Here is a 25,705-nt window from a genome sequence, read left to right on the forward strand (position 1 = left end):
GCCTCACCCGGAGATCTCGATGGGGGCGCTGGCGAAGGTGGGCAGTTGGAAGGTGACTTCCGTCGTTCCGGTCGGCGGGGCCGGGAACTGCATGAAGACAGGAATCGTGTCCCCCACCCTGACTCCCTGGACGCCGACCGTGGTCAATGGCCGCCCATCGGTATCACGCAGTACGTAGTAGCGCTTCCGTGCCTTCGAATCAACAAGTGTGGCTCCGCCGAAAGACTGCCCGTTCTTCATGATCTCGGTTTCGTTGCCGGTCAGCTGCGACGAGAGGACTGCATCCTTGCTGCCGTCATTCTTGAGCTGCGCGTTGACGGTGATGAAGCCACCGGAGTCGCGCTGGGCCGACATGATCTTCAATGTCAGCCCGTCAGGGCCCCGCAGTTCAGCCAGTGGTTGTACGGACTGACCTTCCTGAGGACTAGCATCAGAACCGCCTCGCTTGGAAGCGGATGCGGAAGCGTCGGGCTTCTTGTCGTCGCTGCCCCCGCTGCCACAACCGGCCACACCGACGGCCAAGCCGACAGCAATGGTCATGGCCACCATTCCGCTGCGAGCCTTCGCAGTGAACCGCATGCTCATCGCGCTGCTTCCCTTTTCCATCGCCGCTCGCTTGTCAGTCGGCGGCCAAGTGGACATCAAAAAGGTCTTCTGCTCCTGGTAGGTCCTCAGGGTCATCCGGGTTCGGCTTCCAGACCTCGCCGTTGCAGTTGAGTTCGGGCAACGGGGCTTCCTCGGCAGCGGGGTCTCCGTCGTTGTCGAAAGTGCAGATCGGTTCGACCACGGCGGTGGCGGTCCCACTTGACCTGATGTCCTCGACGCCCGGGACGACAGACTTCCCGACCCTCTTGTTCGTCGTGACTTCGACCGTGACTTTCATCGGCCGGGAGTCGTCACACTCGTCGACGCGGCCGTCGTTCTGCGCGGCCAGTTGGTAGGCCCGCCAACACGACGGACCCACTTCCACATCGCCATGGAAGACATCCCGCCACTTGGTCGGATCCTTGAGGATCTCCAACCACTTTCCCGTCAGGTATTCCCGTCGATTCTGAGCCGCTGCCAGAGCGGCCGCATCCGCCGCCGTCTGCGCGTCACTCCTGTTCACTGCGGCTTGGCCGACTGCGAGATAGGCGAACGCAAGAAAGAGCAGGCCCGCCACCACCGTGATGTAGATGGGGAAGGCCTGCCCAGAGTCGGCGCTCGTGCGCCGGAAGATCAGGTGATCTCCGTGATCTTGGACTTGATCTTGTCCAGGATCGTCTTGCCGATGTCCGTGCCCGTGATCGCGAGAACGATCGCAACCACCACCGCGATAATGCCCAGGTACTCGACCGCGGTCTGCCCGCGATCGCCACCGCGGCGGCGCATCGCCTCGACCGTGGTGTTCTTCCAGCCGTTCACGCGAACCTTGGTCGCCACAGCCGTCTTCAGCAACAGATCGCTCACGGTGCTCCCCTCCGGGCTTGCTTCCGACCGACGAACCGTAGGGCGCCCTCTCAGGCCGGTCCGAGGGCCCCAGGGCCCAACCCCAGGCCCATTCCCGAGCTTCGCTTGTCGGGTGTCGGCGCATATCAGGCCACCCCCAGCCACTTGGCCGTCGCCTGGGACCTCGTTGTGGTGTGGAGCTTGGCGAAGATGCGGTTGATGTGGTTCTTGACCGTCTTCTCGCTGATGAAGCAGGCGGCGGCGATCTGCTGGTTGGTCATGCCGGACGCGATGAGGTCCATGATCTCCGCCTCCCTCGTACTCAGCCGGAACTGTGAACGGAACGACTGTCCCACAGATGGTTGCAGTTGCGAAAGAGATGGGGGGGTGAAATCGGCTTCAATAGGGGGTTGTTGGAGAGCCGCGTGTGCAGGTGCATCGCCGCGCAGGGTCGTGAGCAGAGCCCTCGCCGCCCCGGGCGTCACATGCGGCCGCCCCTCCCGTACGTCCCGCACCGCCCGTACCAACTGCTCCGTCGTGAACTCGCCGTGCACCAGATATCCCCCCGCTCCCAGCCGCAGCGCCTCCCGCACGGTCTCCGTCTCATGGCTGTAGGTGAGCATCATGACGGGGGCCAGCCGCACCAGGTGGGGCAACGCCGAGATTCCGTCGACTCCGGGCATGCGGACGTCGAGCAGGATGACGTCGGGCCGGTGCCGGACCGCCGCCTCGTACGCCGCGCGGCCGTCCGCGGCCTGTGCCACCACCGTGGTGTCCGGGCGGCCCGAGAGCAGGGCCGTCAGGCCCGCGCGGACCACGGGATTGTCGTCGGCGACCAGCAGCCGCAGCGGCGGGGCGGCCGGCACCGGAGCCGGGAAGTCCGGCCGGGGAGCGCTGTGCGATGGGCGCATGGTGCCTCCTCTCAGGCTTTCGGGGGGTCGGGGGGCGGCAGCGGGACGTCCAGGCGTACCTCCGTGCCGCGTTCGTGGGCGCCCCTGCCGATCCGGATGCGGGCACCCGCCTGCGCGGCCCGTTCGACCATGCCGAGCAGGCCGAAGTGGCCGGAGTCGCGCAGCTTTTCGAGGCTGGTGCCGGGCGGCAGGCCCGTGCCGTCGTCGTGGATCGTGAGGCTGAGCAGATGCCCGTCGACCGCCGCCCGGACCGTCACACGGGTCGCGGAGGCGTGCCGCTGGGCGTTCTCCAGCGCCTCGGTGGCGATGGAGAGGACGTGCCGGGCCACGGGGGCCGGCACGGGCGGGAGCGCCGACGGGTCGCCGTCCGGCCAGTGGCAGGCGGCCGGCAGGCCCGTGCGCCGGGTGAAGTCGGCCGCGCTGTCGGCCAGTTCCCGCCAGAACGGGGGCTGCTCCGACGTCGTGGCCCGCCGGTCGCGGCGCAGGTCCGTCAGCAGTTCCCGGGACTCCGCCGCCGCCCTGCGTGCCGAACGGGACACCAGGTCCGCCTGCTGCCGGATGCGGGCCGGGTCCGGGGCGCCGGCCGAGGCCGTGGCCGCCAGACCGTCCGCCGCCAGCGCCACGCCGTACAGGGTCTTGGCCACGGAGTCGTGCATCTCACGGGCGAGCCGGGCCCGCTCCGCGCTCACCGCCTCCGCGGCGGCGAGCCGGGCCTGCACCGCCGTCAGGGCCTGGGTCGCGGCCCCGAAGCGGAGCATCAGGTTGCGCAGGGTCGAGCCCATGGCGCCGGCGATGACGCACAGGCCGGGCAGGAGCAGGGCCTCGGCGACGGGCGCGTGCCGGTCGGCGTTCAGGGTGGTGTGCACCAGGAGCAGGATCAGGGACTGGAGCGAGGCGAAGCAGGCGGCGCCGCGCCAGCTGTAGACCAGGCCGGCCAGCAGCGGGGTGCAGACACTGACGTAGGCGAGGGTGGTGTCCGGGCCCGCCGAGATCAGCAGGAACGAGCCGAAGAGGGTGTCGGCCGCCAGGAGGCTGGGGTGGCGCAGCAGGAGGGGGCCGAAGCGCTCCCAGTCGCGGAAGAGGACGTAGGACACCATGAAGGTGACGACCACCGCCGCGCCGGCCAGCCGGGCGCCCAGGCCGGGAGCGGCGTTGAGGAGGGCCGCCGGGGCCGACACCACGATCATCGCCAGGCGGAAGCCGAAGACCTGGCGGCACATCGCCTGCAGGGCACGGATCTGGAGCTTCTCGGACGGCTCGGACGGCTCGGCGAGCGCGGATGGCACGGCTGCCGCAGATGGCACGGCGGGCGGGGCGGGCGCGGCGGGGAGCACGGGCGCGGGTAAGTCGCCCGAGTTTCCCGGTCCGTGCACATCAGCCCGCTCAGCCCGCTCAACCCGCTCGTCCAGCGGGCCCAGCCGGTCCGGCCGGTCCGGCCCGGCCCCCCGTCCGAACCACCCGCCCGCGGTCCACCCGCCCCCGAGTCTCCCGCCCACCCCCCGCAGCCACGCCCCGAGGCGTGCTCCGCCCTCCCGTCCGCCGCGTCCCGTCAGTCCCGTCGCCGTCACGGCCGTCCTCACTTCCCCGTGAGGGAGCCGAAGTCCACCCCGGAGCCGAGCAGCAGGCCCGCGCCCAGCAGGAGCATCGTCGCCGGGACCATGAACGTGGTGATCATCAGCGTGGCCTTGGGCACCGCGCGGGCGGCCTTGCGGCGGGCGTTCTGGGCGTCGGTGCGGCGCATGTCCTTGGCCAGGGAGACCAGGGTGTCCACGATCGGGGCGCCCAGCTCCTCCCCCTGCTGCAGCGCCGTCACGAACATGGCCACCTGTTCCGAGTCGTTCCTGCGGCGCAGCTCGGCGAAGGCCTGGCGGCGGCTCATGCCCAGGTCCATCTGGCGCAGGGTGATGCGGAGTTCGTCGGCCCACGGGCCCTCGTAGCGGGAGGCGACCCGGTCCAGGGCCTGGCGGAAGCCGAGGCCCGCGCTGACCACCACGGCCAGCACGTCGAGGAAGTCGGGCAGGGTGCGTTCGATGACGTCCCTGCGGACCCGCATCGCCGACCAGAGGCCCACCTCCGTCCAGAACGCGCCGAAGAGGAGCAGGAGCACGGCCACGACCCACTGGCCGCGGAGCAGGAAGACCAGGAAACCGACGCCGCCGAGCGCGCCGTAGACCGCGCGGCGGGCCGCGTACCGGTCGATGGTCAGGCCCCCGGGGTTGCCCGCGAGGTCGATCTTCCGGCGGTACCTGGCCACCAGGCGCGGGCCCATCAGGCGCAGCACGGCCGGGGCGTAGCGCATGCCCATGCGGTCGACGACCGAGCCGACCGCGCCGGTGCGGGTGGCGCCGACCTCCAGGGCGACGGCGAGATCGCCGGGAAGCCTGGCGTCCGCGCGGTACATGCGGACGCCGGCGAACACGCCCCAGACGCCGAGGCCCATCAGCAGGGCGAGCAGGAATGCCATCGGGTCACCTCCCTCACACGTCGATCCGGCTCATCCGGCGGATGAGGACGAAGCCGACGGCGTACATGGCGAACGCGATGATCACGCACGCCTGGCCGACCGGGGAGCCGGTCATACGGTCGAGTGCCCCGTCCTTGACGCCGTTCATCAGGAACAACGCGCCGACGCCGAGGACGGGCACGGCGTACGACGTCATGGTCACCTGGGAGAGCTGGGTGCGGATCTCGCGCCGGGTCTCCTTGCGCTCCTCCAGGGTCTCGGTCAGATTGCGCAGGGCGGAGACCACCTGGCCGCCCGCCCGGTTCGACAGCACCAGCGTCGTGACGAGGACGACGAGTTCGCGGGAGGGCAGGCGCCGGGCGAGTTCGCCGAGCGCGTCGTCCAGCGAGTGCCCGATGGCCAGCTGGTCGGCGACCTTGGCCAGTTCCTCGCCGGCCGGGGCCTCCAGCTCCTCGGCGGCCATGCCGATCGCGGTGCGCAGGGCGAGTCCGGCCTGGGTGGCGTTGGCCAGGATGCGGGCCAGCTCGGGGAGCTGGTTGATGAAGCGTTCGATGCGCTTCTGGCGCTGCCAGTTGAGGAACTGCACCGCCGCCCAGATGCCGAGGAGCCCGGCGAGCGGACCGAAGAAGGGGGCCAGGGTGGCCTGGCCGATCAGCCAGAGCGCGGCGACCGCGGCGAGCATCCCGGCGAAGAACTCCCCCGGGGTGACGTCCAGGCCGGTCGCCGCGAGGCGCAGCTCGAGCCAGCGGCCCAGGCGGGTGCGGCGCAGCCGCCGGTCCAGGGTGCGCAGGCGGCGTCTGCGGCCGGTCGCCGGGGAGGCGCCGGTGTGGGCGAGGCGGTCCACGAGTGCGGCGCGCTGGGCCCGCCCGGAGGCGTAGCTCTGCACGCCGGCCACCGCGAGGACGCAGGTCAGCAGCGCCACTCCGGTGGTCAGCTGGACGAGGGTGTGCAGTTGCATGTCGGGGCCTACCTGGCTTCTCGGGTGGCGAGCTGGTCGGCGCTACGGGCGACACCGAAGGCCTGCGGGAGGGGCTGGCCCGCCATGTAGAGGCGGTCGGCGGTACGGCGGGGCAGCGGGAAGTACCGGAAGGCACCGTGGACGCGGCCGTCGGGGGTCATGGGCCGGGCCTCGAAGCGGGCGACGGACGCCAGCCGGTACGGCTCCCCGCCATGGCTGTCGAGCAGCGCGATCTCGGTGATCCGGCGGGCGCCGTCGGCGAACCGGGTGAGCTGGACGATGACGTCGACCGCGCTGTTGATCTGGTCGTGCAGGGCGACGAAGGGGACCTCGACGTCGGACATGGAGGCGAGGGTCTGGAGCCGGGTGAGGGCGTCCTCGGCGCTGTTGGCGTGCACGGTGGCGAGGGATCCGTCGTGGCCCGTGGACATCGCCTGGAGCATGTCGAGGGACTCGCCGCCGCGGACCTCGCCGACCACGATCCGGTCGGGGCGCATCCGCAGCGAGTTGCGCACCAGGTCGCGGATGGAGACCTGGCCCTTGCCCTCCACGTTCGGCGGGCGCGACTCCAGGCGGACCACATGGGTCTGCTGGAGCTGGAGTTCGGCGGAGTCCTCGATGGTGATGATGCGCTCGTGCGACGGGATCAGCCCGGACAGGGCGTTCAGCAGGGTGGTCTTCCCGGTGCCGGTCGCGCCCGAGACGATGATGTTGAACTTCGCCTGCACCAGGCCCGCCAGCAGGTACACCATGTGCTCGTCGAGGGAGCCGAAGCCGATCAGCTCCTGGAGGGTGAAGGAGCGCGGGAAGCGGCGGATGGTGAGGATCGGGCCGGTCAGGGACAGCGGCGGGATGATCACGTTGACGCGCTCGCCGGACGGGAGGCGGGCGTCCACCATCGGGTTGGACTCGTCCACCCGGCGGTTGACCGTCGACACGATCCGCTCGATGGTCTGCATCAGCTGGTCCGCGGAGACGAACCGCAGCGGGAGCTGCTCGACGCGTCCGCCGCGCTCCACGAAGATCGCGTCGGGGCCGTTCACCATGATCTCGGTGATCGAGGCGTCCTCCAGGAGCGGTTCGAGGATGCCGAGGCCTAGCGCCTCGTCCACCACCCGGCGGATCAGCTGCGAACGCTCCGCCGTCGACAGCACCGGGCCCTCGCGGCTGATGATGTGCCCGAGCACCCGCTCCAGACGCGCCCGGCGCTCGGCGGCGGCCAGCGCGCTCATCTCCGCGAGGTCGATCTCCTCCAGCAGCTTGGCCCGGTAGGAGGCGACCAGATGCCCGTCCTCGCCCCGGCCGGTGTTCTCCTCCGGGGTGCTGATGCGTGCGCGCAGGCTCATACGGTCTGCACCTCCTCGGTCAGTGGTCGAGCGGCATGGTGGCGGACTTGGTGGCGGTGCCGAAGTTCCAGAGGACCTTGGGGATGGTGACGCGGGCGGTGACGGTGACCGACTCGCCGTCGCCGCCGGTGCGCCCGCACTCCACGTCCAGACTCACCGCCCGCGCGCACGCCTCCCCCTCGCTCTGCCCCAGCGAGGCGGCCCGCGCCCCCGCCCGGGCCGCCGTACCGGCCTGCTCGGCGGCGTAGGCGACGGCCCCGATCTGGATGCCGGCCAGTCCGACGATCAGCAGGACGGGGATGAACCCCAGGTACTCGATGGCCACTTGGCCCCGGTCGCGTCCACGGCGGCTGGGCATCTCAGTGCTTCACCTCCTCCACGGCGCCGGCGTGGCCGTGCACCGTGACGGGGAAGTCGATGAGGCCGGGGAAGAGTACGGGAACCTTGATGGCCACGTCGGCGGTCACGAACCCGGTACCGCCGCACTGCTCCACGCTGGCACCCCCTCGCCACGCGCCCGACAGATGCTTGAGGGCGGCCTGTTCGCACACCCCCCACCGTTCCCCGCGAGGGGCGGCCGTTCCCGCCCGTACCCCCTCGTCGGCGGCATTCCCCGCCAGCGTGTACGCGTACCCCGCCAACACGGCCTGCCACATCAGCACCAGCGTCAGAACGATCAGCGGTGTCATCCCGAGGAACTCGATGCTGACCTGTCCCCGGTCCCCGTCCGGCCGTTTCACGGAGCACTCACTCCTTCCGCCGCCGAAAGCCCACCGGGCTCCGCCCGGCGCCCCGGTGGGAGCCCCCGTCGTCCTGCGCCTTCACCAGTCCCAGCTCCCCCGCGAGCCCCCACAGGGCCTGCTTCACGGTGCTCTTGGCGTCCAGCTCGTGCACCCGCCCGGCGTCCACGACGCCCTGCAGTTCCTTGAAGTTGGCGGGGACGGCCGTGCGCGCCAGTGCCGTACCGGTGATCCGCTGGATCAGGGCCGGCTGGATCTCCGTACCGCGCGTGTGCCGGTTGACGACGACGGTCGTCTCCTCGGCCTTGCGGATCTGCAGCCGGTCCCACATCCGCACGGTCCGTTTGGCGGCGCGTACGGCGATGACGTCCGGGGTGGTGACCAGCAGCGCGGTGTCGGCCATCTCGACGGCCGCCGCGCCGGCCCCGCCGAGCTGGGCACCGCAGTCGATGACGACGACCTCGTAGCGCGAGCGCAGGGCGCTGACCAGCTGGCGGGCGGCTCGGTCGGTGACCTCCTCGCCGCGTTCGCCCTCGCCGGGTGCGAGGAGCAGGGCGAGGCCGGTGTCGTGGCGGAAGACTGCGTCGGCGAGGACGCGGGGCGAGATGTCGGTGATGGCGGCCAGGTCGGCCACCGACCGGCGGAACTGGATGTCCAGGTAGGAGGCGATGTCACCGGACTGGAGGTCGAGGTCGACGAGCGCGGTGGCGCGTCCTGAGGCCTGGGCGGCGAGGGCCAGCTGGACGGCGGTGAGCGACGCGCCCACCCCGCCCTTGGCGCCGCTGACCGTGACGACGGTGCCGCCGACCCCGGTGAACACCTCGGCGCCGTGCCCGAGGTGCCGTCGTACCCCGGTGGACCACTGGGCGACGGCCTGGACCCGGCTGGCGAGTTCCTCGTACGACAGCGGGAGCGCGACCAGGCCGCGGGCGCCGGAGTCCATGGCGGCGGCGAACAGGCCGGGGCTCGCGTCCGTGGTGACGAGGATGACGCCGACGGCCGGGAAGCGCAGGGCGACCTCGCGGATCAGTTCGAGGGCCGGGACGGGCCCGATCCGCTCATGGACGACGACCACTTCCGGCAGCTCGTCGACGGAGTCGGCGGCGAGCCGGGCGAGGGTGTCGGCCAGCTGGGTGGAGTCGGTGACCGGGGGCTGCGGCTCGGCGTCGGGGAGCTGGCTGAGCAGGGTGGTGAGGGAGCGGACGGCGTCCGGGTCCGCGCCGGCCGGGAGGATCCTGATGGGCATGGCCGCCTCTCACTTGTCCGTCGCGAGTTCGTAGGTGCGGTCCTTGTCGGGGACGGTGGTCTCGCTGCCGGGGGCCACGAGCGCGAGCCGGACGCGCTGGGCGAAGGACTCGGCGTAGGTGACGCGCTGGGCGTCGATGGTGGAGAGCGCGAAGGTGATCGGGACGGCTTCGGCGGGCTGCCGGGTCTTGTCGTCGTCGGGGTCGAGGGCGGTGATCTGGCCGACGTCGAGGACCCGGGCGTTGGTCACGATGATCTTCGACTGGTCGGGGTCGCCCTCCTTCTTCCCCTCGAAGGTGGCGTAGACGTTGACGCGCGAGCCGGGGGTGATCTTGCCGGCGACGCCGGTGGCCGCGTCGATCATGATGGCGACCTCCTGCTGGCCGGGCTGGAGGGCGGGCTGGTCCACGATCATGTCGGTCTGGAGCAGGGAGCCCGGGCGCAGGGTGGTCACGGCGATCTTGCCGTTGATCTGCCGGAGGTCGGTGACGGCGTTGTCGGACAGCCACCGCTTGGGCATCTCGGTCTTCTCGAACTGGTCGGTGTCCAGGGCGGTGTACGGCTTGACCTCGGACTTCACCCGGTAGGCGGTGACCTCGGGGCCGACCTTGGAGTTCGCGTCGTGGACGACGGAGAGCACGCCGGCGAACGCGCCCAGAGCGCACAGGACCGACAGGATCAGGAGTATCACGCCGCGGCGCTGACGGGAGTTCATGAACCGTGCAACCTCATCGGTGGGATCGGTCGAGGGGGGTCACTGCTCGGGGTCACTGCTCGGGGTCACTTTTGGGGTCTGTGCTCGGGGGTCGCTGCGGGTGCGTCAGGCGGGCGTGCGCGGCTCCGGGGCGCGGGGGGCCGGGGGTTCGTGGACGGGCGGTCCGGCGGAGCAGAAGACGCAGCGGTCGCCGATGACGTCGATGCCGCACCAGTGGCAGCTGGTCTGCCGTACGGAGGTGACCAGCTGGTAGAGGACCGACAGGTCGGCGAGGTAGCCGCAGAACTCGACCATGCGGCCGGTCCCCCACCACACCGGGGACTCCGCGGGCAGCGGGACCTCGCGCTGGCCGTGCGCACCCCACCGGCTGCCGAGGCCCGCGGCCCAGTCGCCCGGCAGCTGACCCTTCGCGAGCAGCAGCCAGGTGCTGAATTCGGGCCCCTTGAGGGTGATGTCGGGACCGACCTTGACGAGCTGGGGCTCGGGGTGGGCGACGACGGCGAACTGGCTGCCGGGCACCCAGGACCTGGCGTGCGCCTTCAGTCCGACGGGGACCCGGTCGAGCCGGGCGACGGAGCCGAGGACCGCGCCGGCGTGGATGTAGTGGACGAGCAGCCGGCCGGCGGAGGCGAGCACCCCCGGGCTCAGGTCGCAGGAGGCGAGCTGGCGCAGCTGCCGGGCCAGGACGGCGATGCCGAGCGGCGGCAGCTCGGGCCGGAACAGGGCGATGCGGTCGCTCTCCAGCAGCGAGCGCAGGGTGTGCAGCCGGCGGACGACCGGCTCCGGGGTGGCCTGTGAGCAGACCACGACCAGATATCCGTACTGCTCGGTGAGGGTGTGGAGTTCGGTGAGGGCCTCGTCGAGCGGCTTGCGGTCGAGACCGGCCAGCACGACGGCGGGCACGGTCCGTTCGTCCTGCGCCGGCAGCGCCATGTCGGCGCTGGTCACGGCAATGGCAGTTGGCACGCGCAGCTCCCCGCTCTTCACACCCGCCGGCCCACCGGGGTAACTCCCATGCGCCAGGACGACTTCATTGCGTGACTACCTGAGCACTGTAACCACGGCCGTATGACCGGAGAACAGCGTTTGTGAAGCCGGTGTGGAACTCTCCCGGAGCAAGTCCCGCCAAACCCGGACAGGTTGAGCCGGCGAGCGAAAACGGTTTTGGTCTGGACCTCTTGACACCCGGATTGGTCTGGACCAACTTGTAGGGCAAGCGATGGCCACCGCCCTCTCCCTTCCTCCCCCGTGCTCCCCTTCTCTCCCCTCTCCCCTCTTCCCTCTCCCCGCAGACTTCCCCACCGGAGGCTTCAGTGGACCGCGCACCAGGCATACCCAGACCTCGCAGACGGCGGCTCGCGGCATGGTCCGCCGCCACCGCCCTGGCCCTCTCGGTCGCGGGCCTCGCCGCCGCCTCCCCGGCGTCCGCGGCGGACGTCAACAACGTCAAGAACGCGGGCTTCGAGTCCGGCCTGGCCAACTGGACCTGCTCGGCGGGCAGCGGCGCGACGGTCTCCTCCCCGGTGCACGGCGGTGCCACCGCGCTGAAGGCGACCCCGGCCGGCCAGGACAACGCGCAGTGCACCCAGACGGTGGCGGTCAAGCCCAACTCGACGTACACGCTGAGCGCGTGGGTCCAGGGCGGCTACTCCTACCTGGGCGTGACCGGCACCGGCACCACGGACGTCTCCACCTGGACGCCCGACTCCGCGTCCTGGAAGCAGCTGACGACGACGTTCACGACCGGCGCGTCGACCTCGTCCGTCACGGTCTACACCCACGGCTGGTACGGCCAGGCGGCCTACTACGCCGACGACCTCTCGGTCTACGGCCCCGACGGCGGCGGTGGCGGCGACCCGGCCCCGACGGTCCCGGCGACCCCGGCCGGCCTCTCCGTGTCCGGTACGACCTCCTCCTCGGTCTCCCTGTCCTGGTCCGCGGTGTCGGGCGCGACGGGCTACAACGTGTACCGGAACGGCACGAAGATCACCGCGGTGACGGGCACCTCGGCCACGGTGACCGGACTCGCGGCCGCCACGTCGTACTCGTTCCAGGTCACGGCCACCAACGCGGCGGGCGAGTCGGCCAAGTCGACGGCGGTGACGGGCACCACGACCTCCGGCTCGGGCGGCGGCGGGGGCGGCACGGTCCCCAAGCACGCGGTGACCGGCTACTGGCAGAACTTCAACAACGGCGCGACGGTCCAGAAGATCTCCGACGTCCCCTCCGCCTACGACATCATCGCGGTGGCCTTCGCCGACGCGACGTCGACGCCGGGCGCGGTGACCTTCAACCTGGACTCGGCCGGGCTCGGCGGCTACACGGTCGACCAGTTCAAGGCCGACATCAAGGCCAAGCAGGCGGCCGGCAAGAAGGTCATCATCTCGATCGGCGGCGAGAAGGGCACGATCTCGGTCAACGACTCCTCGTCGGCCGCGAACTTCGCCAACTCGGTCTACTCGCTGATGCAGACGTACGGCTTCGACGGCGTCGACATCGACCTGGAGAACGGCCTCAACGCGACGTACATGACGCAGGCGCTGCGCTCGCTGTCGTCGAAGGCGGGCTCGTCGCTGGTCCTCACGATGGCCCCGCAGACGATCGACATGCAGTCGACGTCGAACTCGTACTTCCAGACGGCGCTGAACGTGAAGGACATCCTCACGGTCGTCAACATGCAGTACTACAACAGCGGTTCCATGCTGGGCTGTGACGGCAAGGTCTACAGCCAGGGCTCGGTCGACTTCCTGACCGCCCTCGCCTGCATCCAGCTGGAGGGCGGCCTCTCCCCGTCCCAGGTCGGCCTCGGCCTCCCGGCCTCCACGAGCGGGGCGGGCAGCGGCTACGTCTCCCCCACGGTCGTGAACAACGCCCTGGACTGCCTGGCCAAGGGCACCGGCTGCGGCACCTTCAAGCCGTCCAAGACCTACCCCGACCTGCGGGGCGCGATGACCTGGTCCACCAACTGGGACGCCGCGTCGGGCAACGCGTGGTCGAACGCGGTGGGCGCGCACGTGCACGCCCTGCCGTGACCTGACCCTCACCTCCCCACGGCGCCCGGACCCCGGCGGTCCGGGCGCCGCCGTATGCCCGCCCAGGCCCCGTACGGGCCCGCCGCTGGCCGGACATGACCGCCGAGGCCGCTGTCACGTTGCGACCGGCAATTTCCCGATGTGAGGACCCCGCTTTCGCGAACGTCGTACGCTCCGTCAGCACCTGCGATCAGGAATTCCGCCTCAAGGCTCTTTCAGACTTCGAACTCATCGTCCGGCATCTCCAGCAGATTCCAGCACCGGCAGATCGGCCCCAGACCGGGGGACTCTGATTCTCCCGAACCCTGTTGGCCACTTCGCGATGCTGCCACGAGAGCCAGCATTCCTCACATAAGCGGACATTGCCGTAGAGAGTCACAGATATATCCGCGAATCGTAACAGCGCCCGCGCTTCCTCGATCCGCACCGCCCCCCCGCCGCACAGTGTGGGCGTGCGGCCGATCGGTCGCCGTTCACACCTTGTGAAGGAGGGCCTCGTGTCCGCTTCCGTTCTCGTCAGCGTGCGCCGTGCCGCCGCCGTCGCCGTCGCCGCCGCGGCCGTCGTGGGCTCCGTGGCGCTGCCGGCCTCGGCCGTCGATCACGATCACGGCCGCGCGCACCGCCCGGCCGTCGGTCATGATCACGGCCGCGCGCACCGCCCCGACGTGGTCATCGGCGATGTGCAGCACCAGGCGCCGGTCCGGCACGGCGGTTACCGCGCCGCTCTCAACAAGGAGTGGGTCGAGGTCAGCAACGAGGGCGGCCGGGCCGTGAACCTGGACGGGTGGACGCTGGCCGACGAGGGCGGTCACGTCTACACCTTCCGGAACTACCGGCTGGGCGCCGGCCAGACCGTGCGGGTGCACACCGGGGTCGGCCGGGACCGCAAGAACGACCTCTACCAGGACCTCCGCCGGTCCGTGTGGGACACCGGCCACGACACCGCGATCCTGCGCAACGGCCACGGCCGCTACATCGACTCCGTCTCATGGGGCTACGAGCGCCGCGACCACCGCGGGCACCGGGACGGCGGCCGGTACGGCCGCCACCACTGAGCCCCCAGCGTCCCGACAGTGCGCCACTCGCCCCGGAGTGGCGCACTGTCGCCGTGCCGGCGCTTTTCGGCCGCGCTTCCCCTTTTTGGTTGACCGGGTCATGACATGGGCGGACCATGGAGCGCCACTCGCACAGCGGACTCACAGGTCCGTGCCCGCACGTCGCACCAGAACACCCCCACCTCCACCCCCAAGGAGCGTTCATGCGACTTCGTATCCGTGGCTCCGGCGCGCGCGGCGGCAGACGTACCGCCGCTCTCGGCGCGCTGCTGGCGCTCGCCCTCGCCGCCCCCGTCTCGGCCACCGCCACCCGTGCCGGCGCCGAAGGCGCCGTACGGGCCGCGCCCGCCGGGGACGGCGTACAGCAGTACGAGATCCATCAGCGGACGAACGCCGTCAGCCGTACCGCCCTCCAGGCCGCCGGGGTCACCGTCGACGAGGCCGACGAGGAGACCGTCGTCGTGTCCGGACGGGCGGAGCAGATACGCGAGCTGCGGCGGCTGGGGTATGACGCCCAGCCCCTCGGTGCCGCCCCGCGGCGGGCCGGGACGCGGCTGTACGACTTCCCCAGCGCCGACTCGAAGTACCACAACTACGCCGAGGCGAACGCCGAGATCGACCAGCGGATCGCCGCCTACCCGGGCATCATGAGCAAGCGGGTGATCGGCAAGTCGTACCAGGGGCGGGACATCGTCGCCATCAAGGTCAGCGACAACGTCGGCAGCGACGAGGACGAGCCCGAGGTGCTGTTCACCGCCCATCAGCACGCCCGGGAGCACCTGACCGTGGAGATGGCGCTGTATCTGCTGCGTGAACTGGGCGCGGGGTACGGGTCGGACCCGCGGATCACGAACATCGTCGACGGCCGGGAGATATGGATCGTGCCGGATCTGAATCCGGACGGCGGGGAGTACGACATCGCCAGCGGGTCGTACCGGTCCTGGCGGAAGAACCGGCAGCCGAACTCCGGTTCCTCGTACGTCGGGACCGATCTCAACCGGAACTGGGACTACAAGTGGGGCTGCTGCGGCGGGTCGTCGGGCTCCAAGTCGTCCGAGACCTACCGCGGGGCCGCCGCCGAGTCCGCGCCCGAGGTGAAGGTCGTCGCCGACTTCGTGCGGAGCCGGGTCGTCGGGGGCAAGCAGCAGATCAAGGCCGGTATCGACTTCCACACCTACGCCGAGCTGGTGCTGTGGCCGTTCGGGTGGACCTACTCGGACACCGCGACCGGCATGACCGCCGACGACGCCGCCGCGTTCAAGGCCGTGGGGCAGAAGATGGCCGCGAGCAACGGGTACACCCCCGAGCAGTCCAGCGATCTGTACATCACGGACGGGTCCATCGACGACTATCTGTGGGGTACGCAGAAGATCTTCGACTACACCTTCGAGATGTACCCGGCGTCCGCGTCCAAAGGCGGGTTCTACCCGCCCGACGAAGTCATCGAGCGGGAGACCTCCCGTAACAAGGACGCCGTGTTGCAGCTGCTGGAGAACGCGGACTGCATGTACCGGTCGATCGGCAAGGCCGCCCAGTACTGCGCTTAGCGGCTACGCCTCCTCGAAGTAGGCGTCGAGCACGGCGTCGAGCTGCTCGTCCCACTCCTGGAAGCGCGCCCTGGCCGCCGCCTCGATCTCGATCGGGTACCAGCGGCGGTCAGGGGTGTGCACGGTGATCGTGTACCGCTTGCCGAAGCGGGGCGACTCCGTCTCCACCGCCGCGATCTCCTCCCAGCGGAACTCGCAGGCCTCCTCGTCCAGGCTGAGGCGGACGCCCTTGCGGTCGGCCACTATCCTCGCCCGGCGGTCGGACGCCTCGAAGACCGGGCCGTCGCCGGCCTCTTCGCCGGCCTCCTCATCGGCCTCGTGGTCCGTCTTCTCGTCGGTCACGTCGCTCTCGTCGGTTTCCGCGGCGGCCGCCGGCCCCGCGTCCTCCGGTTCGGGGGACGACGACGGCGCGGCGTCCTCGGGCGCCGGTTCCTTCGTCACCGGGCCCGTCGGTGCCGGGCCCGTGATCCCCGGGATGAAGGCCGGGTCGAAACCGGCGCCCGTCACGGGCTCGGCCTTCAACGGCTCGGCCTTCGACGGCTGGCTGCTCGATCCTATGCGCTGCTCCACGGCGGCAGTATGGACGACGTACCTGTGCCGGAACCAGTCAGCTCACGAACACGCTGACCACCGCGGCCACCACGAACCCCGCCAGTGACAGCACCGACTCCAGGACCGTCCAGGTCCGCAGCGTGTCCCGCTCGGTGATGCCGAAGTACTTGGAGACCATCCAGAAGCCGCCGTCGTTGACGTGCGAGGCGAAGATGGAGCCCGCCGAGATGGCCATGATGACGAGGGCGGCGAACGCCTGGGAGTGGTGGCCCTCCGTCAGGAGCGGAGCCACGATGCCCGCCGTCGTCACGATCGCCACCGTCGCCGAGCCCTGGGCCACCCGCAGCACCAGCGAGATCAGGTACGACAGGACGATCACCGGAAGGCCCACGTCGTGGAAGGTGTCCGACAGGGCCTGGGCGACCCCGCTGGCCTTCAGGACGGCGCCGAAGACGCCGCCCGCGCCGACCACCAGCAGGATGTTGCCGACCGGCTTGAGGGACGCGGTCGACACCGCCTCCAGGGACGTGCGGGACCAGCCGCGCCGGATGCCGAGGAGGTAGTAGGCGAGGAGCAGGGCCAGGGTCAGGGCCACGAACGGGCTGCCGAAGAACTCCAGGACCGAGCGGGCGGACAGGGATCCCCCGTGCTCGGAGCTCGGGGGAGGGTCGAGGGCGATCGAGGAGAACGTCGAGGCGAGGATCAGCAGCAGGGGCGTGCCGATGATGACGAGGACGGTGGCGAGGGGCACCGGCTTCTCCGGCGGTGTCACCCCCTGGGCGCGCTGCTCGTCCAGCACCGCCCGCTTCGCCTCCTGTGCCGCCTCGGCCATGTCCTGCGGTACGGCGACGAAGACGCGCCGGCCGATCCAGGCGGCGTACGCCCAGGCGGCCAGCACGGCGGGTATGCCGCAGACGATGCCCATGAGGACGACCCAGCCGAGCTGGACGTGGAGGAGGCCGGCCGCGGCCACCGGGCCGGGGTGCGGGGGCAGGAAGGCGTGGGTCATGGAGAGGCCGGCGAGGAGCGGCAGGCAGTACAGCAGGATGGACTTGCCGGAGCGCTTCGCCGCCGCGTAGACGATCGGGGCCAGGACGAAGATGCCGACGTCGAAGAAGACCGGGATGCCGAAGACCAGGCCGGTCAGGCCCATGGCGAGCGGGGCCCGGCGTTCGCCGAACAGGGTGAGCAGGCGCGAGGCCAGGACCTCGGCTCCGCCGCTGACTTCGAGGATCGCGCCGAGCATGGTGCCCAGGCCGATGATGATCGCGACATGGCCGAGGATGCCGCCCATGCCGGACTCGATGGTGGAGACGGCGTCGGAGCGCTGGACCGTGCCGAAGAGTTCGGTCACCGAGAGGCCGGCCAGCAGGCCGACCGTGATGGAGACGGCGAGCAGGGCGACGAACGGCTGGAGCCGGGCCTTGATGATCAGCAGGAGCAGCAGGGCTATGCCGAGGCCGGCGACGATGAGCAGGCCGGGCGTGCCGTCGACGAGCAGGAGCAGGCCGCCGGTGTGGGGCGGGGCGGCGGGGGCGGGGGCGGCGAGCGGAAAGGACATACGGGGGTCCTCTTCGTAAATGCATGGTGCTTTCGGGCAGGGGGGAGCGCGGCACGGCACCCGCGGGGGTGCCGCGCCGTGCGGGACGTACGGGAGGGAGGAGAGGCGCCGTCAGCTCAGTACGGCGAGCGCGTCGATCTCGATGAGGAGGCCGGCCGGGAGTCCGACGTAGACCGTCGTGCGGGCGGCGGGCGGCTGGGTGAGGCCCTGCTCGCCGAAGTAGGTGTTGTAGATCTCGTTCATCTCGGCGAAGTGGTCGACGTCCGTGAGGTAGACGCGGATCATCATCACGTCGTCCCAGCTCGCGCCGCCCTCCTCCAGGATCGCCTTGACGTTGGCGAGGGTCTGGAGGGTCTGCTCGCGCAGGGTCGGGCCGGCCGGCGTCGGGGCCTCGCCCTCGACGGCGGGCAGGAAGCCGACCTGGCCGGCGACCTGGAGGATGTTGCCCTTCCGCACGCCGTGCGAGAACTTAGCGGGCGGGGTGGTGTGGGTCTTCGGGGTGAGCGCGGTCTTCTCGGTCATGCGGGGGTGCCCTTCACTGGCGTTCTTCCGGAGTACTCGCCGCTGATCGCGTCCGCCGTGCGGCGCACCAGCGGGAGCAGCGTGAGGAGTTCCTCGCGGGTGACCACCACGTTCGGTGCGGACACCGACATCGCGGCGACCACCCGGCCGTCGGCGCCGCGGATGGGGGCGCCGACGCAGTTGATGGACTCCTCGTGGCCACCGAGGTCGGTGGCCCAGCCCTGTTCGCGCACCGAGGCGAGTTCCTTCAGGAACGCCTCGGCGTTCGGGGTCGAACGGGCCGTGTACAGGGGGTAGTCGAGCTGCTCGGCGACGGCGCGGCGCTCGGGTTCGGGCAGGTCGGCGAGGAGCAGCTTGGCCACGGCGGCCACCGTGATGGCGACCGGCTTGCCGATCCGCGAGTACATGCGGACGGGGTAGCGGCTCTCCACCTTGTCGATGTACAGCACCTCCCGCTCCTCGTACACGGCGAGGTGGACGGTGTGCCCGCACTGCTCGTTGAGCCGTACGAGGTGGGGGTGGGCGATCTCGCGGATGTCCAGGTTCTCCATCGCCTCCTGGGCGAGGGCGAAGAGCCGGGCGCCCAGGCGGTAGCGCTGGTCGGACTGGCGGTAGACCAGGCCGTGCTCGTGCAGGGTGCGCAGCAGGCGCAGGGCCGTGGACTTGTGCACGCCGAGCCGGCCGGCGACCTGCCCGAGGTCGGCGGGGCCCTCGGCGAGCAGCGGCAGGATGCTCAGGGCGCGGTCGACGGTCTGACTCATGGGGTGTTCGCCTCCTCGGGGGCCGCGTCGGCTTGCGTCCAGCCGGGGCCGAGTCGAAGTCTCCCCCATGCGTCGTCGTCCAGGGCGGCGAGGCGGTCGGCGTGGTGGCGGGAGGGGGGCGGCGCGAGGTCGCCGGGGGTGGTGAGGGCGGCGGCGGCGAAGAGGTGGCCGTACCTCAGGCGGGTCTTCACCGGCAGGTCGCGCAGGGTCGCGGAGAGGAAACCTGCGGCGAAGGCGTCCCCGGCGCCGGTGGTCGCCACGACGTCCGTGTCCAGGGCCGGTTCGCGGGCGGCCGGCGGGTGCGTGCCGTCGCCGGCCGGGCGCGCGAACGCGGTCGCCCCGCGCGCGCCCCGCTTGACCACCAGCAGCGCCGGTTCCGGCAGGGCCGCGCGGATCGCCTCCGGGCCGCCGGTGACCCCCCACGCCTCCTCGGCCTCGTCCTCGCCCACGAACACGATGTCCGCGCGCCGGGCCAGGCCGAGCAGGACCCGGCCGCCGCCGGTGTCGCGCCACAGCCCGGGCCGGTGGTTGACGTCGAAGGAGACCAGGGGGCGTCCCGGGCGGGGCGCCGTCAGCTCGTGCAGCAGGTCGCGGCAGTCCGCCGACAGCGCCGCCGTGATCCCGGACAGGTGCAGGACGCGTCCCGCCCGTACCGGTCCCGGGTCCGTGTTCCGTACCGACATCGCCGACGCCGCCGATCCCGCCCGGTAGTACGCCACCTCGTGCGCGCCGGTCCCCCGGTCGCCGGCCGTGCGGAAGTACACGCCGGTCGGGCGGTCCGGGTCGCGGTGCACGGCCGTCACGTCGACGCCGTACCCGGCGATCCGCTCCACCAGGTGGTCGCCGAAGCCGTCCGCGCCGACCCGGCTGACCCAGCGGGCCGGGTGCCCGAAGGCGGCCAGGGCGCAGGCCACGTTGGACTCGGCGCCGCCGATGGCCCGGTCGAAGGAGGGCACGTCGGCGAGGCGGCCGGGGCGGGTGGGCAGGAAGGTGACCATGGACTCGCCGAGCGCGACCACGTCCACGACGTTCAGCGGACGCGCAACGGCCGAGGCGTAAGCAGCGTCGTTGATGATGACTCCTGTCATGACCGGACGGGGGCCGGAGAGGGCCGGACGATGACCGGTCGGCGGACTCCGTTGACCCGGTGTTCGGCGAGATGCTAGACACCAGTAAGCAATACATGCAATGGCTGTTGCATATGGCGCAACGGCCGAGAGAGGGGCGCCATGAGCACCGCACCGCTCGCCCGCCTGGCCGCACAGCGCCTTGCCGGCCTGGCCGAGGAACGTGTCGACCACCGCTTCAAGGGCCTCCCGCCGGACGCCGACGGACTCACCGTCGGCGAGCTGGCCGCCCAGCGCCGCAACCTCTTCCGGGACGGCGACGGGTTCACCACCCCCGTCCTCGCCCTGTCCGCCGAGCGCCTCGAACACAACCTCGCGCTGATGGAGACGTACGCCGCCCGGCACGGTCTGGCGTTCGCCCCGCACGGCAAGACCTCCATGGCCCCGCAGCTCTTCCACCGCCAGATCGAGCACGGCGCCTGGGGGATCACCCTCGCCGTGCCCCACCAGGTGCGGGTGGCCCGGGCGTTCGGCGTCCGGCGGGTCTTCCTCGCCAACGAGCTGGTGGACGCCGCCGCCCTGCGCTGGATCGCCGGCGAGCTGGCCGCCGACCCGGAGTTCCGGTTCGTCTGCTACGTCGACTCGGTGCGCGGGGTGGAGCTGATGGACGCGGCGCTCAGGGGCGCCGCCCGCCCGGTGGACGTGGTCGTGGAGCTGGGCGCGGGCGAGGGGGCGCGGACCGGTGTGCGCACCGAGGAGGAGGGCACGGCCGTCGCCCGGGCCGCGGCCGCCGTACCGACCCTGCGCCTGGTCGGGGTGGCCGGCTACGAGGGCGAGGTGCCGCGGGCCGATCCGGACCGGGTGCGCGCGTATCTGCGGCGCCTGGTCGGGCTCGCCGCCGGCCTCGACAAGGACGGGCTGTTCGCCGGGGCGGAGGAGATCGTGGTGAGCGCGGGCGGCAGCGCCTGGTTCGACACGGTCGCCGACGTCTTCGCCGAGGTGCCCGCGCTGTCCCGGCCGGTGCTGAAGCTGCTGCGCTCGGGGGCGTACGTCTCGCACGACGACGGGCACTACAGCAGGCTCACCCCGTTCGCCCGGGTGCCCGAGGAGGGCGCCCTGGAGCCCGCCTTCCGGCTGTGGGCGCAGGTCGTCTCCCGGCCCACCCCCGAGCAGGCCTTCGCCAACGCGGGCAAGCGCGACGCGGCCTACGACCTGGACCTGCCGGACGCCCAGGTGGTGTGGCGCGACGGCGCGGAGCGCCCGGCCGACGGGGTCACGGTGACCGGTCTGTCCGACCAGCACACCTGGCTGCGCACCGGGCCCGGCGCCGATGTCGAGCCCGGTGACTGGATCGGCTTCGGGCTGTCCCACCCGTGCACGTCCTTCGACAAGTGGCAGCTGATCCCGGTCGCCGAGGCGGACGGCACGGTCGTCGACTACATCCGCACGTTCTTCTAGGAGGCCCCCGTGGAGGACCTGGTCATCCGGGACGCCGACGTCGTCGACGGCAGCGGGGCGCCGTCCTGCCGCGCCGATGTCGTGATCGACGGCGGCCGGATCGTCTCGATCGTCAAGGAGGCCGCGGCGGCGGGCTGCCAGCGCCCGCGCGCCGTGCGGGAACTGGACGCGGAGGGCCTGGTCCTCTCCCCGGGCTTCATCGACATGCACGCCCACTCCGACCTGGCCCTGCTGCGCGACCCCGAGCACAGCGCGAAGGCCGCGCAGGGGGTCACGCTGGAGGTCGTCGGGCAGGACGGACTGTCGTACGCGCCGGTGGACGACCGCACGCTGGAGGAGGTGCGGCGGGCGATCACCGGGTGGAACGGCTACGGCGACGACATCGACTTCGACTGGCGGACCGTCGGCGAGTACCTGGACCGGCTGGACCACGGCTTCGACGGCCGCGGGATCGCCGTGAACGCGGCCTATCTGATCCCGCAGGGCACCGTCCGCGCGCTCGCCGTCGGCTGGGAGGACCGCGCGGCCACCCCCGCCGAGCTGGACCGCATGCGGCGGCTGGTGGCTCAGGGGCTCGAACAGGGCGCGGTGGGCATGTCCTCCGGGCTGACGTACACGCCCGGCATGTACGCCGAGGACGCCGAACTGACCGAGCTGTGCCGGGTGGTGGCGGCCTACGGCGGCTACTACTGCCCGCACCACCGCTCCTACGGCGCCGGCGCCCTGGAGGCGTACGCCGAGATGGTCGACCTGACCCGCGCGGCGGGCTGCCCGCTGCACCTCGCGCACGCGACGATGAACTTCGGGGTGAACGAGGGCCGGGCACCCGAGCTGCTGGCCCTGCTCGACCGGGCGCTGGACGCGGGCGCCGACATCACCCTGGACACCTATCCCTACACCCCCGGCTGCACCACGCTCGCCGCGCTGCTGCCGAGCTGGGCGAGCGAGGGCGGCCCGGAGGAGGTCCTGGCCCGGCTCACCGACCCGGCGACGGCCGCGCGCATCCGGCACGACCTGGAGGTCACCGGCTCGGACGGCTGCCACGGCGTGCCGGTGGAGTGGGAGACGATCGAGATCTCCGGGGTGGCCGATCCGGGGCTCGGCGACCATGTGGGCCGTACCGTGCGCGAGTCGGCGCGGCTGCGCGGCGAGGAGCCCTGGGACACGGCCCGGCGCCTGCTGGTGGACGACCGGCTCGGTACGACGATCCTCCAGCACGTCGGCCACGAGGAGAACGTCCGCGCGATCATGCGGCACCGCGCGCACACCGGGGGCTCCGACGGCATCCTGCGGGGCACCAAGCCGCATCCGCGCGCGTACGGCACCTTCCCGCGCTATCTCGGCCACTACGTGCGGGAGCTGGGCGTGCTGACGCTGGAGGAGTGCGTGGCCCGCCTCACCTCGCGGCCCGCGGCACGGCTGCGGCTGCCCGACCGCGGGCTGGTGCGCGAGGGGTACCGGGCCGACCTGGTCCTGTTCGACCCGCGGACGGTGGCGGCCGGCGCCACGTTCGCCGAGCCCCGGGTGCTGCCGGCCGGGATCCCCTACGTGCTGATCGACGGCCGGTTCGTCATCGAGGACGGCCGGCGGACGGACGTGCTGGCGGGGCGGGCGGTCCGCCGTACTCCGGTGTGACCGCCCGCCGGGCGGCTACGGCTTGGGCAGGGTGCAGCCGGACGCGTTCAGGTTGAGCTTGTTGCCGGTGGTGAAGCAGGCCGGGATGTTGTAGATCTCCTGGGCGTAGTTGATGCCCTGGCGGACGGTGACCGTGCCGTTCGCGTCGACCTCGCACGGGTTGTTCACCGTGCAGCGCTCGCCGTCCTCGTTGCCGGTGTTGTTGACGGCGACGACCTTGCCGGTGGCGGTGTCGACGACCGGCGAGCCGGAGGTGCCGCCGATGGTGTTGCAGGCGGAGGTGTAGCGGACGGAGTCCTTGAAGGTCCAGTCACCCTCCTTCAGCCGGTACACGAACCCGTCGACGTTGCAGCTGTAGATGCGCTTCCAGTAGCCGGAGACCACCTTGATGGCGGTGCCGGCGGTGGGGTGGGTGTCCTGCACGGTGAGCGGGCTGATGCCGTACGAGCTCTTGATCGCCGCGTAGGTGGTGGTGGTGCGGTAGATCGTGACGTCCGTGTCCGTCATGGTCGAGTAGACGACCTGGTTGGCGCGGAGCGTGGCGACCTTGCTGCCGGCGGAGTTCAGCAGGCCGAAGGTACGGCTGGAGGACTGGCCGGTGATGACCTCGCCGGCGTCGGGCATGCCGGTCTCCAGGCAGTGGCCGTTGGTCAGGACCAGGGCCGGGTCGGAGTCGGCGGAGTTGGGGAAGCGGATGACGGAGCCGGAGCAGTTGCTGAGCGAGACGGTGCCGGCGAAGTCGACCGTGGCCTTGGCGGCCTTGGCGGCCTTGGCCGAGTGCGCGGCGGGGGCCGGGGAGGCGGTGTGCGGCGCGGCGATCGCCGGGGTCGCGCCCAGCCCGGCTATCGCGAGGGCGGAGAGTGCGGCAAGGAGAGGCTTGTTCATGTGGGGGTCCCCTCTTACGACTTGGGCGACCGGAGGTGTCCGGCCGCCCGCATGGTTGTCATGCGCATTGTCGACAGGTAAAGGGGGCGGGGACAAGGAGCCGGGCCGGGCCATAGGGGTTTCCCTGTGTCGTACGACGCCTGACGCACGCCCCGGCCCGGCTCGGTGACGACGGCTCAGCACAGCGCGGGGGCCCTGCCGGGCCGGCCGAGCGACTGGCTGACGGCTGACGGGGCGGCGGGCTGGCGGGCCGGCGGGGAGGCTCGTGACCGGGGCTCGCCCTGCCGCCACCTCCCCGCACCGCACCCTTCCGCGTGACCGCCGCCTCTCCCGCCACCAGGACGGCCTGCGCGGCTGCGCGGCCCGCCGGCCGCGGTCGGCGGCGGGGCCGGGTCCTCGCCGGACGTACGCCAGGGGGGCGGAGCCGGGCCGGGACGGGGAGCGCCGGGGGGCGGTCCGCCCGCCGTGGGCATGCCAGCGGATTCCGGGGCGCGCGGGACGGCCGAGGCGGTCAACGGCCATACCCGGGCAAATCTTCGTGTCTCACGTGGCGGAAAACACGGCCCATGACGCAATACCGGGCCGTAAGCTCACGGGCATGCAGGTGATCCAGTCGACCAAGCTCGCCAACGTCTGTTACGAGATCCGGGGTCCGGTACTCGAAGAGGCCATGCGGCTGGAGGCGGCGGGCCACCGCATCCTCAAGCTCAACACCGGCAACCCCGCCGCGTTCGGCTTCGAGTGCCCCCCGGAGATCCTGGAGGACATCCTCCGGAACGTGTCGTCGGCCCACGGCTACGGCGACGCCAAGGGCCTGCTGGCCGCCCGCCGCGCGGTCGTCATGCACAACCAGACCCTCGGCATCGAGACGGACGTCGAGCACGTCTACATCGGCAACGGCGTCTCCGAGCTGATCGTGATGGCGATGCAGGGGCTCCTGGACGACGGCGACGAGGTGCTCGTACCGGCCCCGGACTACCCCCTGTGGACGGCGGCCGTCTCCCTCTCCGGCGGTACGGCGGTGCACTACCGCTGCGACGAGCAGTCCGACTGGATGCCCGATCTCGCCGACATCGAGCGCAAGGTCACCGACCGCACCAAGGCGATCGTCATCATCAACCCGAACAACCCCACGGGCGCGGTCTACGACGAGGCCGTGCTCAAGGGACTGACGGACATCGCCCGCCGGCACAACCTGCTGGTCTGCTCGGACGAGATCTACGACAAGATCCTCTACGACGGCGCCACGCACACCCCCACCGCGAAGGTCGCCCCCGATCTGCTCACCCTCACCTTCAACGGCATGTCGAAGGCGTACCGGGTGGCCGGCTACCGGGTGGGGTGGATGTCGATCTCCGGGCCGCGCGCGCACGCCGACTCCTACATCGAGGGCCTGACGATCCTGGCGAACATGCGGCTGTGCGCCAACATGCCGGGCCAGCACGGTGTCGTCGCCGCGCTCAGCGGGCGCCAGACGATCAACGACCTGGTGCTGCCGGGCGGCCGGCTGAAGGAGCAGATGGACACCGCGTACGAGCTGCTCACGCAGATCCCCGGGGTGAGCTGCGTACGGCCCAAGGGCGCCCTGTACCTCTTCCCGCGCCTCGACCCCCAGGTCTTCAAGATCAAGGACGACCGGCAGATGGTCCTGGACCTGCTCCGCCAGGAGAAGATCATGGTCGTCCAGGGCACCGGCTTCAACTGGCCCGAGCCGGATCACTTCCGGGTGGTCACCCTGCCCACCGCCGGTGACCTGCGGGACGCGGTGACCCGGATCGGCACCTTCCTGGACGGGTACAGCCAGCCGTAGTCGACGGACTTCA

25 protein-coding genes are annotated in these 25,705 nt (G+C 71.4%); 6 read left to right on the top strand and 19 right to left on the bottom strand.

Going from position 1 to position 25,705, the window contains the following annotated elements; genetic code table 11:
• Positions 1 to 3: 3 nt before the first annotated feature.
• The 13 genes from ACF073_RS01890 to ACF073_RS01950 all read right to left on the bottom strand — a co-directional run bounded on the left by ACF073_RS01890 (position 4) and on the right by ACF073_RS01950 (position 10,794).
• A complete protein-coding gene (locus tag ACF073_RS01890; protein WP_392066849.1) occupies positions 4 to 585 on the bottom strand; it encodes a hypothetical protein in 582 nt (193 codons plus the stop codon).
• Between the two features lie 34 nt (positions 586 to 619).
• Positions 620 to 1,222, bottom strand: a complete 603-nt coding sequence (locus ACF073_RS01895; RefSeq protein WP_392066851.1) for a pilus assembly protein TadG-related protein — start codon at positions 1,220 to 1,222, stop codon at positions 620 to 622.
• Positions 1,219 to 1,449 (bottom strand): hypothetical protein, encoded by a 231-nt coding sequence (locus ACF073_RS01900; protein WP_079082270.1) that lies wholly within the window; start codon positions 1,447 to 1,449, stop codon positions 1,219 to 1,221. Before ACF073_RS01900 ends, ACF073_RS01895 begins: the two co-directional genes overlap by 4 nt.
• Positions 1,450 to 1,574: 125 nt before the next feature.
• Complete coding sequence (locus tag ACF073_RS01905; RefSeq protein WP_392065931.1) at positions 1,575 to 2,339, bottom strand: response regulator; 765 nt, start codon at positions 2,337 to 2,339, stop codon at positions 1,575 to 1,577.
• Between the two features lie 11 nt (positions 2,340 to 2,350).
• A complete protein-coding gene (locus ACF073_RS01910) occupies positions 2,351 to 3,835 on the bottom strand; it encodes a sensor histidine kinase (protein WP_392066852.1) in 1,485 nt (494 codons plus the stop codon).
• 80 nt (positions 3,836 to 3,915) lie between these two features.
• Positions 3,916 to 4,803 carry a DUF5936 domain-containing protein gene (locus ACF073_RS01915; RefSeq protein WP_392065933.1) on the bottom strand — a complete coding sequence of 296 codons (888 nt, stop codon included), beginning with the start codon at positions 4,801 to 4,803 and terminating at the stop codon, positions 3,916 to 3,918.
• Between the two features lie 13 nt (positions 4,804 to 4,816).
• The gene (locus tag ACF073_RS01920) at positions 4,817 to 5,761 is read right to left on the bottom strand and encodes a type II secretion system F family protein (RefSeq protein WP_392065935.1); all 945 of its coding nucleotides are present in this window, start codon (positions 5,759 to 5,761) and stop codon (positions 4,817 to 4,819) included.
• Positions 5,762 to 5,769: 8 nt separating this feature from the next.
• Positions 5,770 to 7,107 (bottom strand): CpaF family protein, encoded by a 1,338-nt coding sequence (locus ACF073_RS01925; protein WP_392065937.1) that lies wholly within the window; start codon positions 7,105 to 7,107, stop codon positions 5,770 to 5,772.
• Between the two features lie 19 nt (positions 7,108 to 7,126).
• Positions 7,127 to 7,465 (bottom strand): TadE/TadG family type IV pilus assembly protein, encoded by a 339-nt coding sequence (locus ACF073_RS01930; RefSeq protein WP_392065939.1) that lies wholly within the window; start codon positions 7,463 to 7,465, stop codon positions 7,127 to 7,129.
• Between the two features lies 1 nt (position 7,466).
• On the bottom strand, positions 7,467 to 7,796 hold the full coding sequence (locus ACF073_RS01935) for a pilus assembly protein (RefSeq protein ID WP_392066854.1): 330 nt from the start codon (positions 7,794 to 7,796) through the stop codon (positions 7,467 to 7,469).
• Between the two features lie 58 nt (positions 7,797 to 7,854).
• Complete coding sequence (locus ACF073_RS01940) at positions 7,855 to 9,093, bottom strand: CpaE family protein (protein WP_392065941.1); 1,239 nt, start codon at positions 9,091 to 9,093, stop codon at positions 7,855 to 7,857.
• A gap of 9 nt (positions 9,094 to 9,102) precedes the next feature.
• On the bottom strand, positions 9,103 to 9,807 hold the full coding sequence (cpaB, locus tag ACF073_RS01945; protein WP_392065943.1) for a Flp pilus assembly protein CpaB: 705 nt from the start codon (positions 9,805 to 9,807) through the stop codon (positions 9,103 to 9,105).
• A gap of 105 nt (positions 9,808 to 9,912) precedes the next feature.
• Positions 9,913 to 10,794, bottom strand: a complete 882-nt coding sequence (locus ACF073_RS01950) for a hypothetical protein (protein ID WP_392065945.1) — start codon at positions 10,792 to 10,794, stop codon at positions 9,913 to 9,915.
• Between the two features lie 326 nt (positions 10,795 to 11,120).
• Between ACF073_RS01950 and ACF073_RS01955 the strand changes: the two genes are divergently transcribed.
• From ACF073_RS01955 to ACF073_RS01965, 3 genes are all read left to right on the top strand, one after another.
• Positions 11,121 to 12,839, top strand: a complete 1,719-nt coding sequence (locus tag ACF073_RS01955; protein ID WP_392065947.1) for a chitinase — start codon at positions 11,121 to 11,123, stop codon at positions 12,837 to 12,839.
• 497 nt (positions 12,840 to 13,336) lie between these two features.
• Positions 13,337 to 13,894 carry a lamin tail domain-containing protein gene (locus ACF073_RS01960; protein WP_392065949.1) on the top strand — a complete coding sequence of 186 codons (558 nt, stop codon included), beginning with the start codon at positions 13,337 to 13,339 and terminating at the stop codon, positions 13,892 to 13,894.
• Positions 13,895 to 14,097: 203 nt separating this feature from the next.
• The gene (locus ACF073_RS01965; RefSeq protein WP_392065951.1) at positions 14,098 to 15,441 is read left to right on the top strand and encodes a M14 family metallopeptidase; all 1,344 of its coding nucleotides are present in this window, start codon (positions 14,098 to 14,100) and stop codon (positions 15,439 to 15,441) included.
• Between the two features lie 3 nt (positions 15,442 to 15,444).
• Here the strand turns inward: ACF073_RS01965 and ACF073_RS01970 are convergent, their stop codons facing one another.
• The 5 genes from ACF073_RS01970 to ACF073_RS01990 form a co-directional block, all read right to left on the bottom strand.
• Positions 15,445 to 16,011 carry a hypothetical protein gene (locus tag ACF073_RS01970; RefSeq protein WP_392065953.1) on the bottom strand — a complete coding sequence of 189 codons (567 nt, stop codon included), beginning with the start codon at positions 16,009 to 16,011 and terminating at the stop codon, positions 15,445 to 15,447.
• A gap of 37 nt (positions 16,012 to 16,048) precedes the next feature.
• Positions 16,049 to 17,554, bottom strand: a complete 1,506-nt coding sequence (locus ACF073_RS01975; RefSeq protein ID WP_392065955.1) for a GntP family permease — start codon at positions 17,552 to 17,554, stop codon at positions 16,049 to 16,051.
• Positions 17,555 to 17,665: 111 nt separating this feature from the next.
• A complete protein-coding gene (locus tag ACF073_RS01980; RefSeq protein WP_392065957.1) occupies positions 17,666 to 18,076 on the bottom strand; it encodes a RidA family protein in 411 nt (136 codons plus the stop codon).
• Positions 18,073 to 18,837 carry an IclR family transcriptional regulator gene (locus tag ACF073_RS01985; RefSeq protein WP_392065959.1) on the bottom strand — a complete coding sequence of 255 codons (765 nt, stop codon included), beginning with the start codon at positions 18,835 to 18,837 and terminating at the stop codon, positions 18,073 to 18,075. Before ACF073_RS01985 ends, ACF073_RS01980 begins: the two co-directional genes overlap by 4 nt.
• Entirely contained in the window at positions 18,834 to 19,835 is a 1,002-nt protein-coding gene (locus ACF073_RS01990) for a sugar kinase (protein WP_392066856.1), read from the bottom strand. Before ACF073_RS01990 ends, ACF073_RS01985 begins: the two co-directional genes overlap by 4 nt.
• Positions 19,836 to 20,066: 231 nt before the next feature.
• Here ACF073_RS01990 and ACF073_RS01995 point away from each other — a divergent pair, with 231 nt between their 5' ends.
• Both ACF073_RS01995 and ACF073_RS02000 read left to right on the top strand, forming a co-directional pair.
• Complete coding sequence (locus tag ACF073_RS01995; protein ID WP_392065961.1) at positions 20,067 to 21,362, top strand: amino acid deaminase; 1,296 nt, start codon at positions 20,067 to 20,069, stop codon at positions 21,360 to 21,362.
• A 9-nt stretch (positions 21,363 to 21,371) separates the two neighbouring features.
• Positions 21,372 to 22,997: an amidohydrolase family protein gene (locus tag ACF073_RS02000; RefSeq protein ID WP_392065963.1), complete on the top strand. Its 1,626-nt coding sequence runs from the start codon at positions 21,372 to 21,374 to the stop codon at positions 22,995 to 22,997.
• A gap of 15 nt (positions 22,998 to 23,012) precedes the next feature.
• On the opposite strand, the gene ACF073_RS02005 is transcribed toward ACF073_RS02000, so the two are convergent.
• Entirely contained in the window at positions 23,013 to 23,882 is an 870-nt protein-coding gene (locus ACF073_RS02005) for a serine protease (RefSeq protein ID WP_392065965.1), read from the bottom strand.
• Between the two features lie 598 nt (positions 23,883 to 24,480).
• On the opposite strand from ACF073_RS02005, the gene ACF073_RS02010 reads away from it, so the two are divergent.
• On the top strand, positions 24,481 to 25,692 hold the full coding sequence (locus tag ACF073_RS02010; protein WP_392065967.1) for a pyridoxal phosphate-dependent aminotransferase: 1,212 nt from the start codon (positions 24,481 to 24,483) through the stop codon (positions 25,690 to 25,692).
• The last annotated feature ends 13 nt before the right edge of the window (positions 25,693 to 25,705 follow it).

The sequence above is a fragment of the Streptomyces sp. NPDC015171 genome (genome assembly GCF_043079545.1).
In the GTDB taxonomy this organism is placed as follows: Bacteria; Actinomycetota; Actinomycetes; order Streptomycetales; family Streptomycetaceae; genus Streptomyces.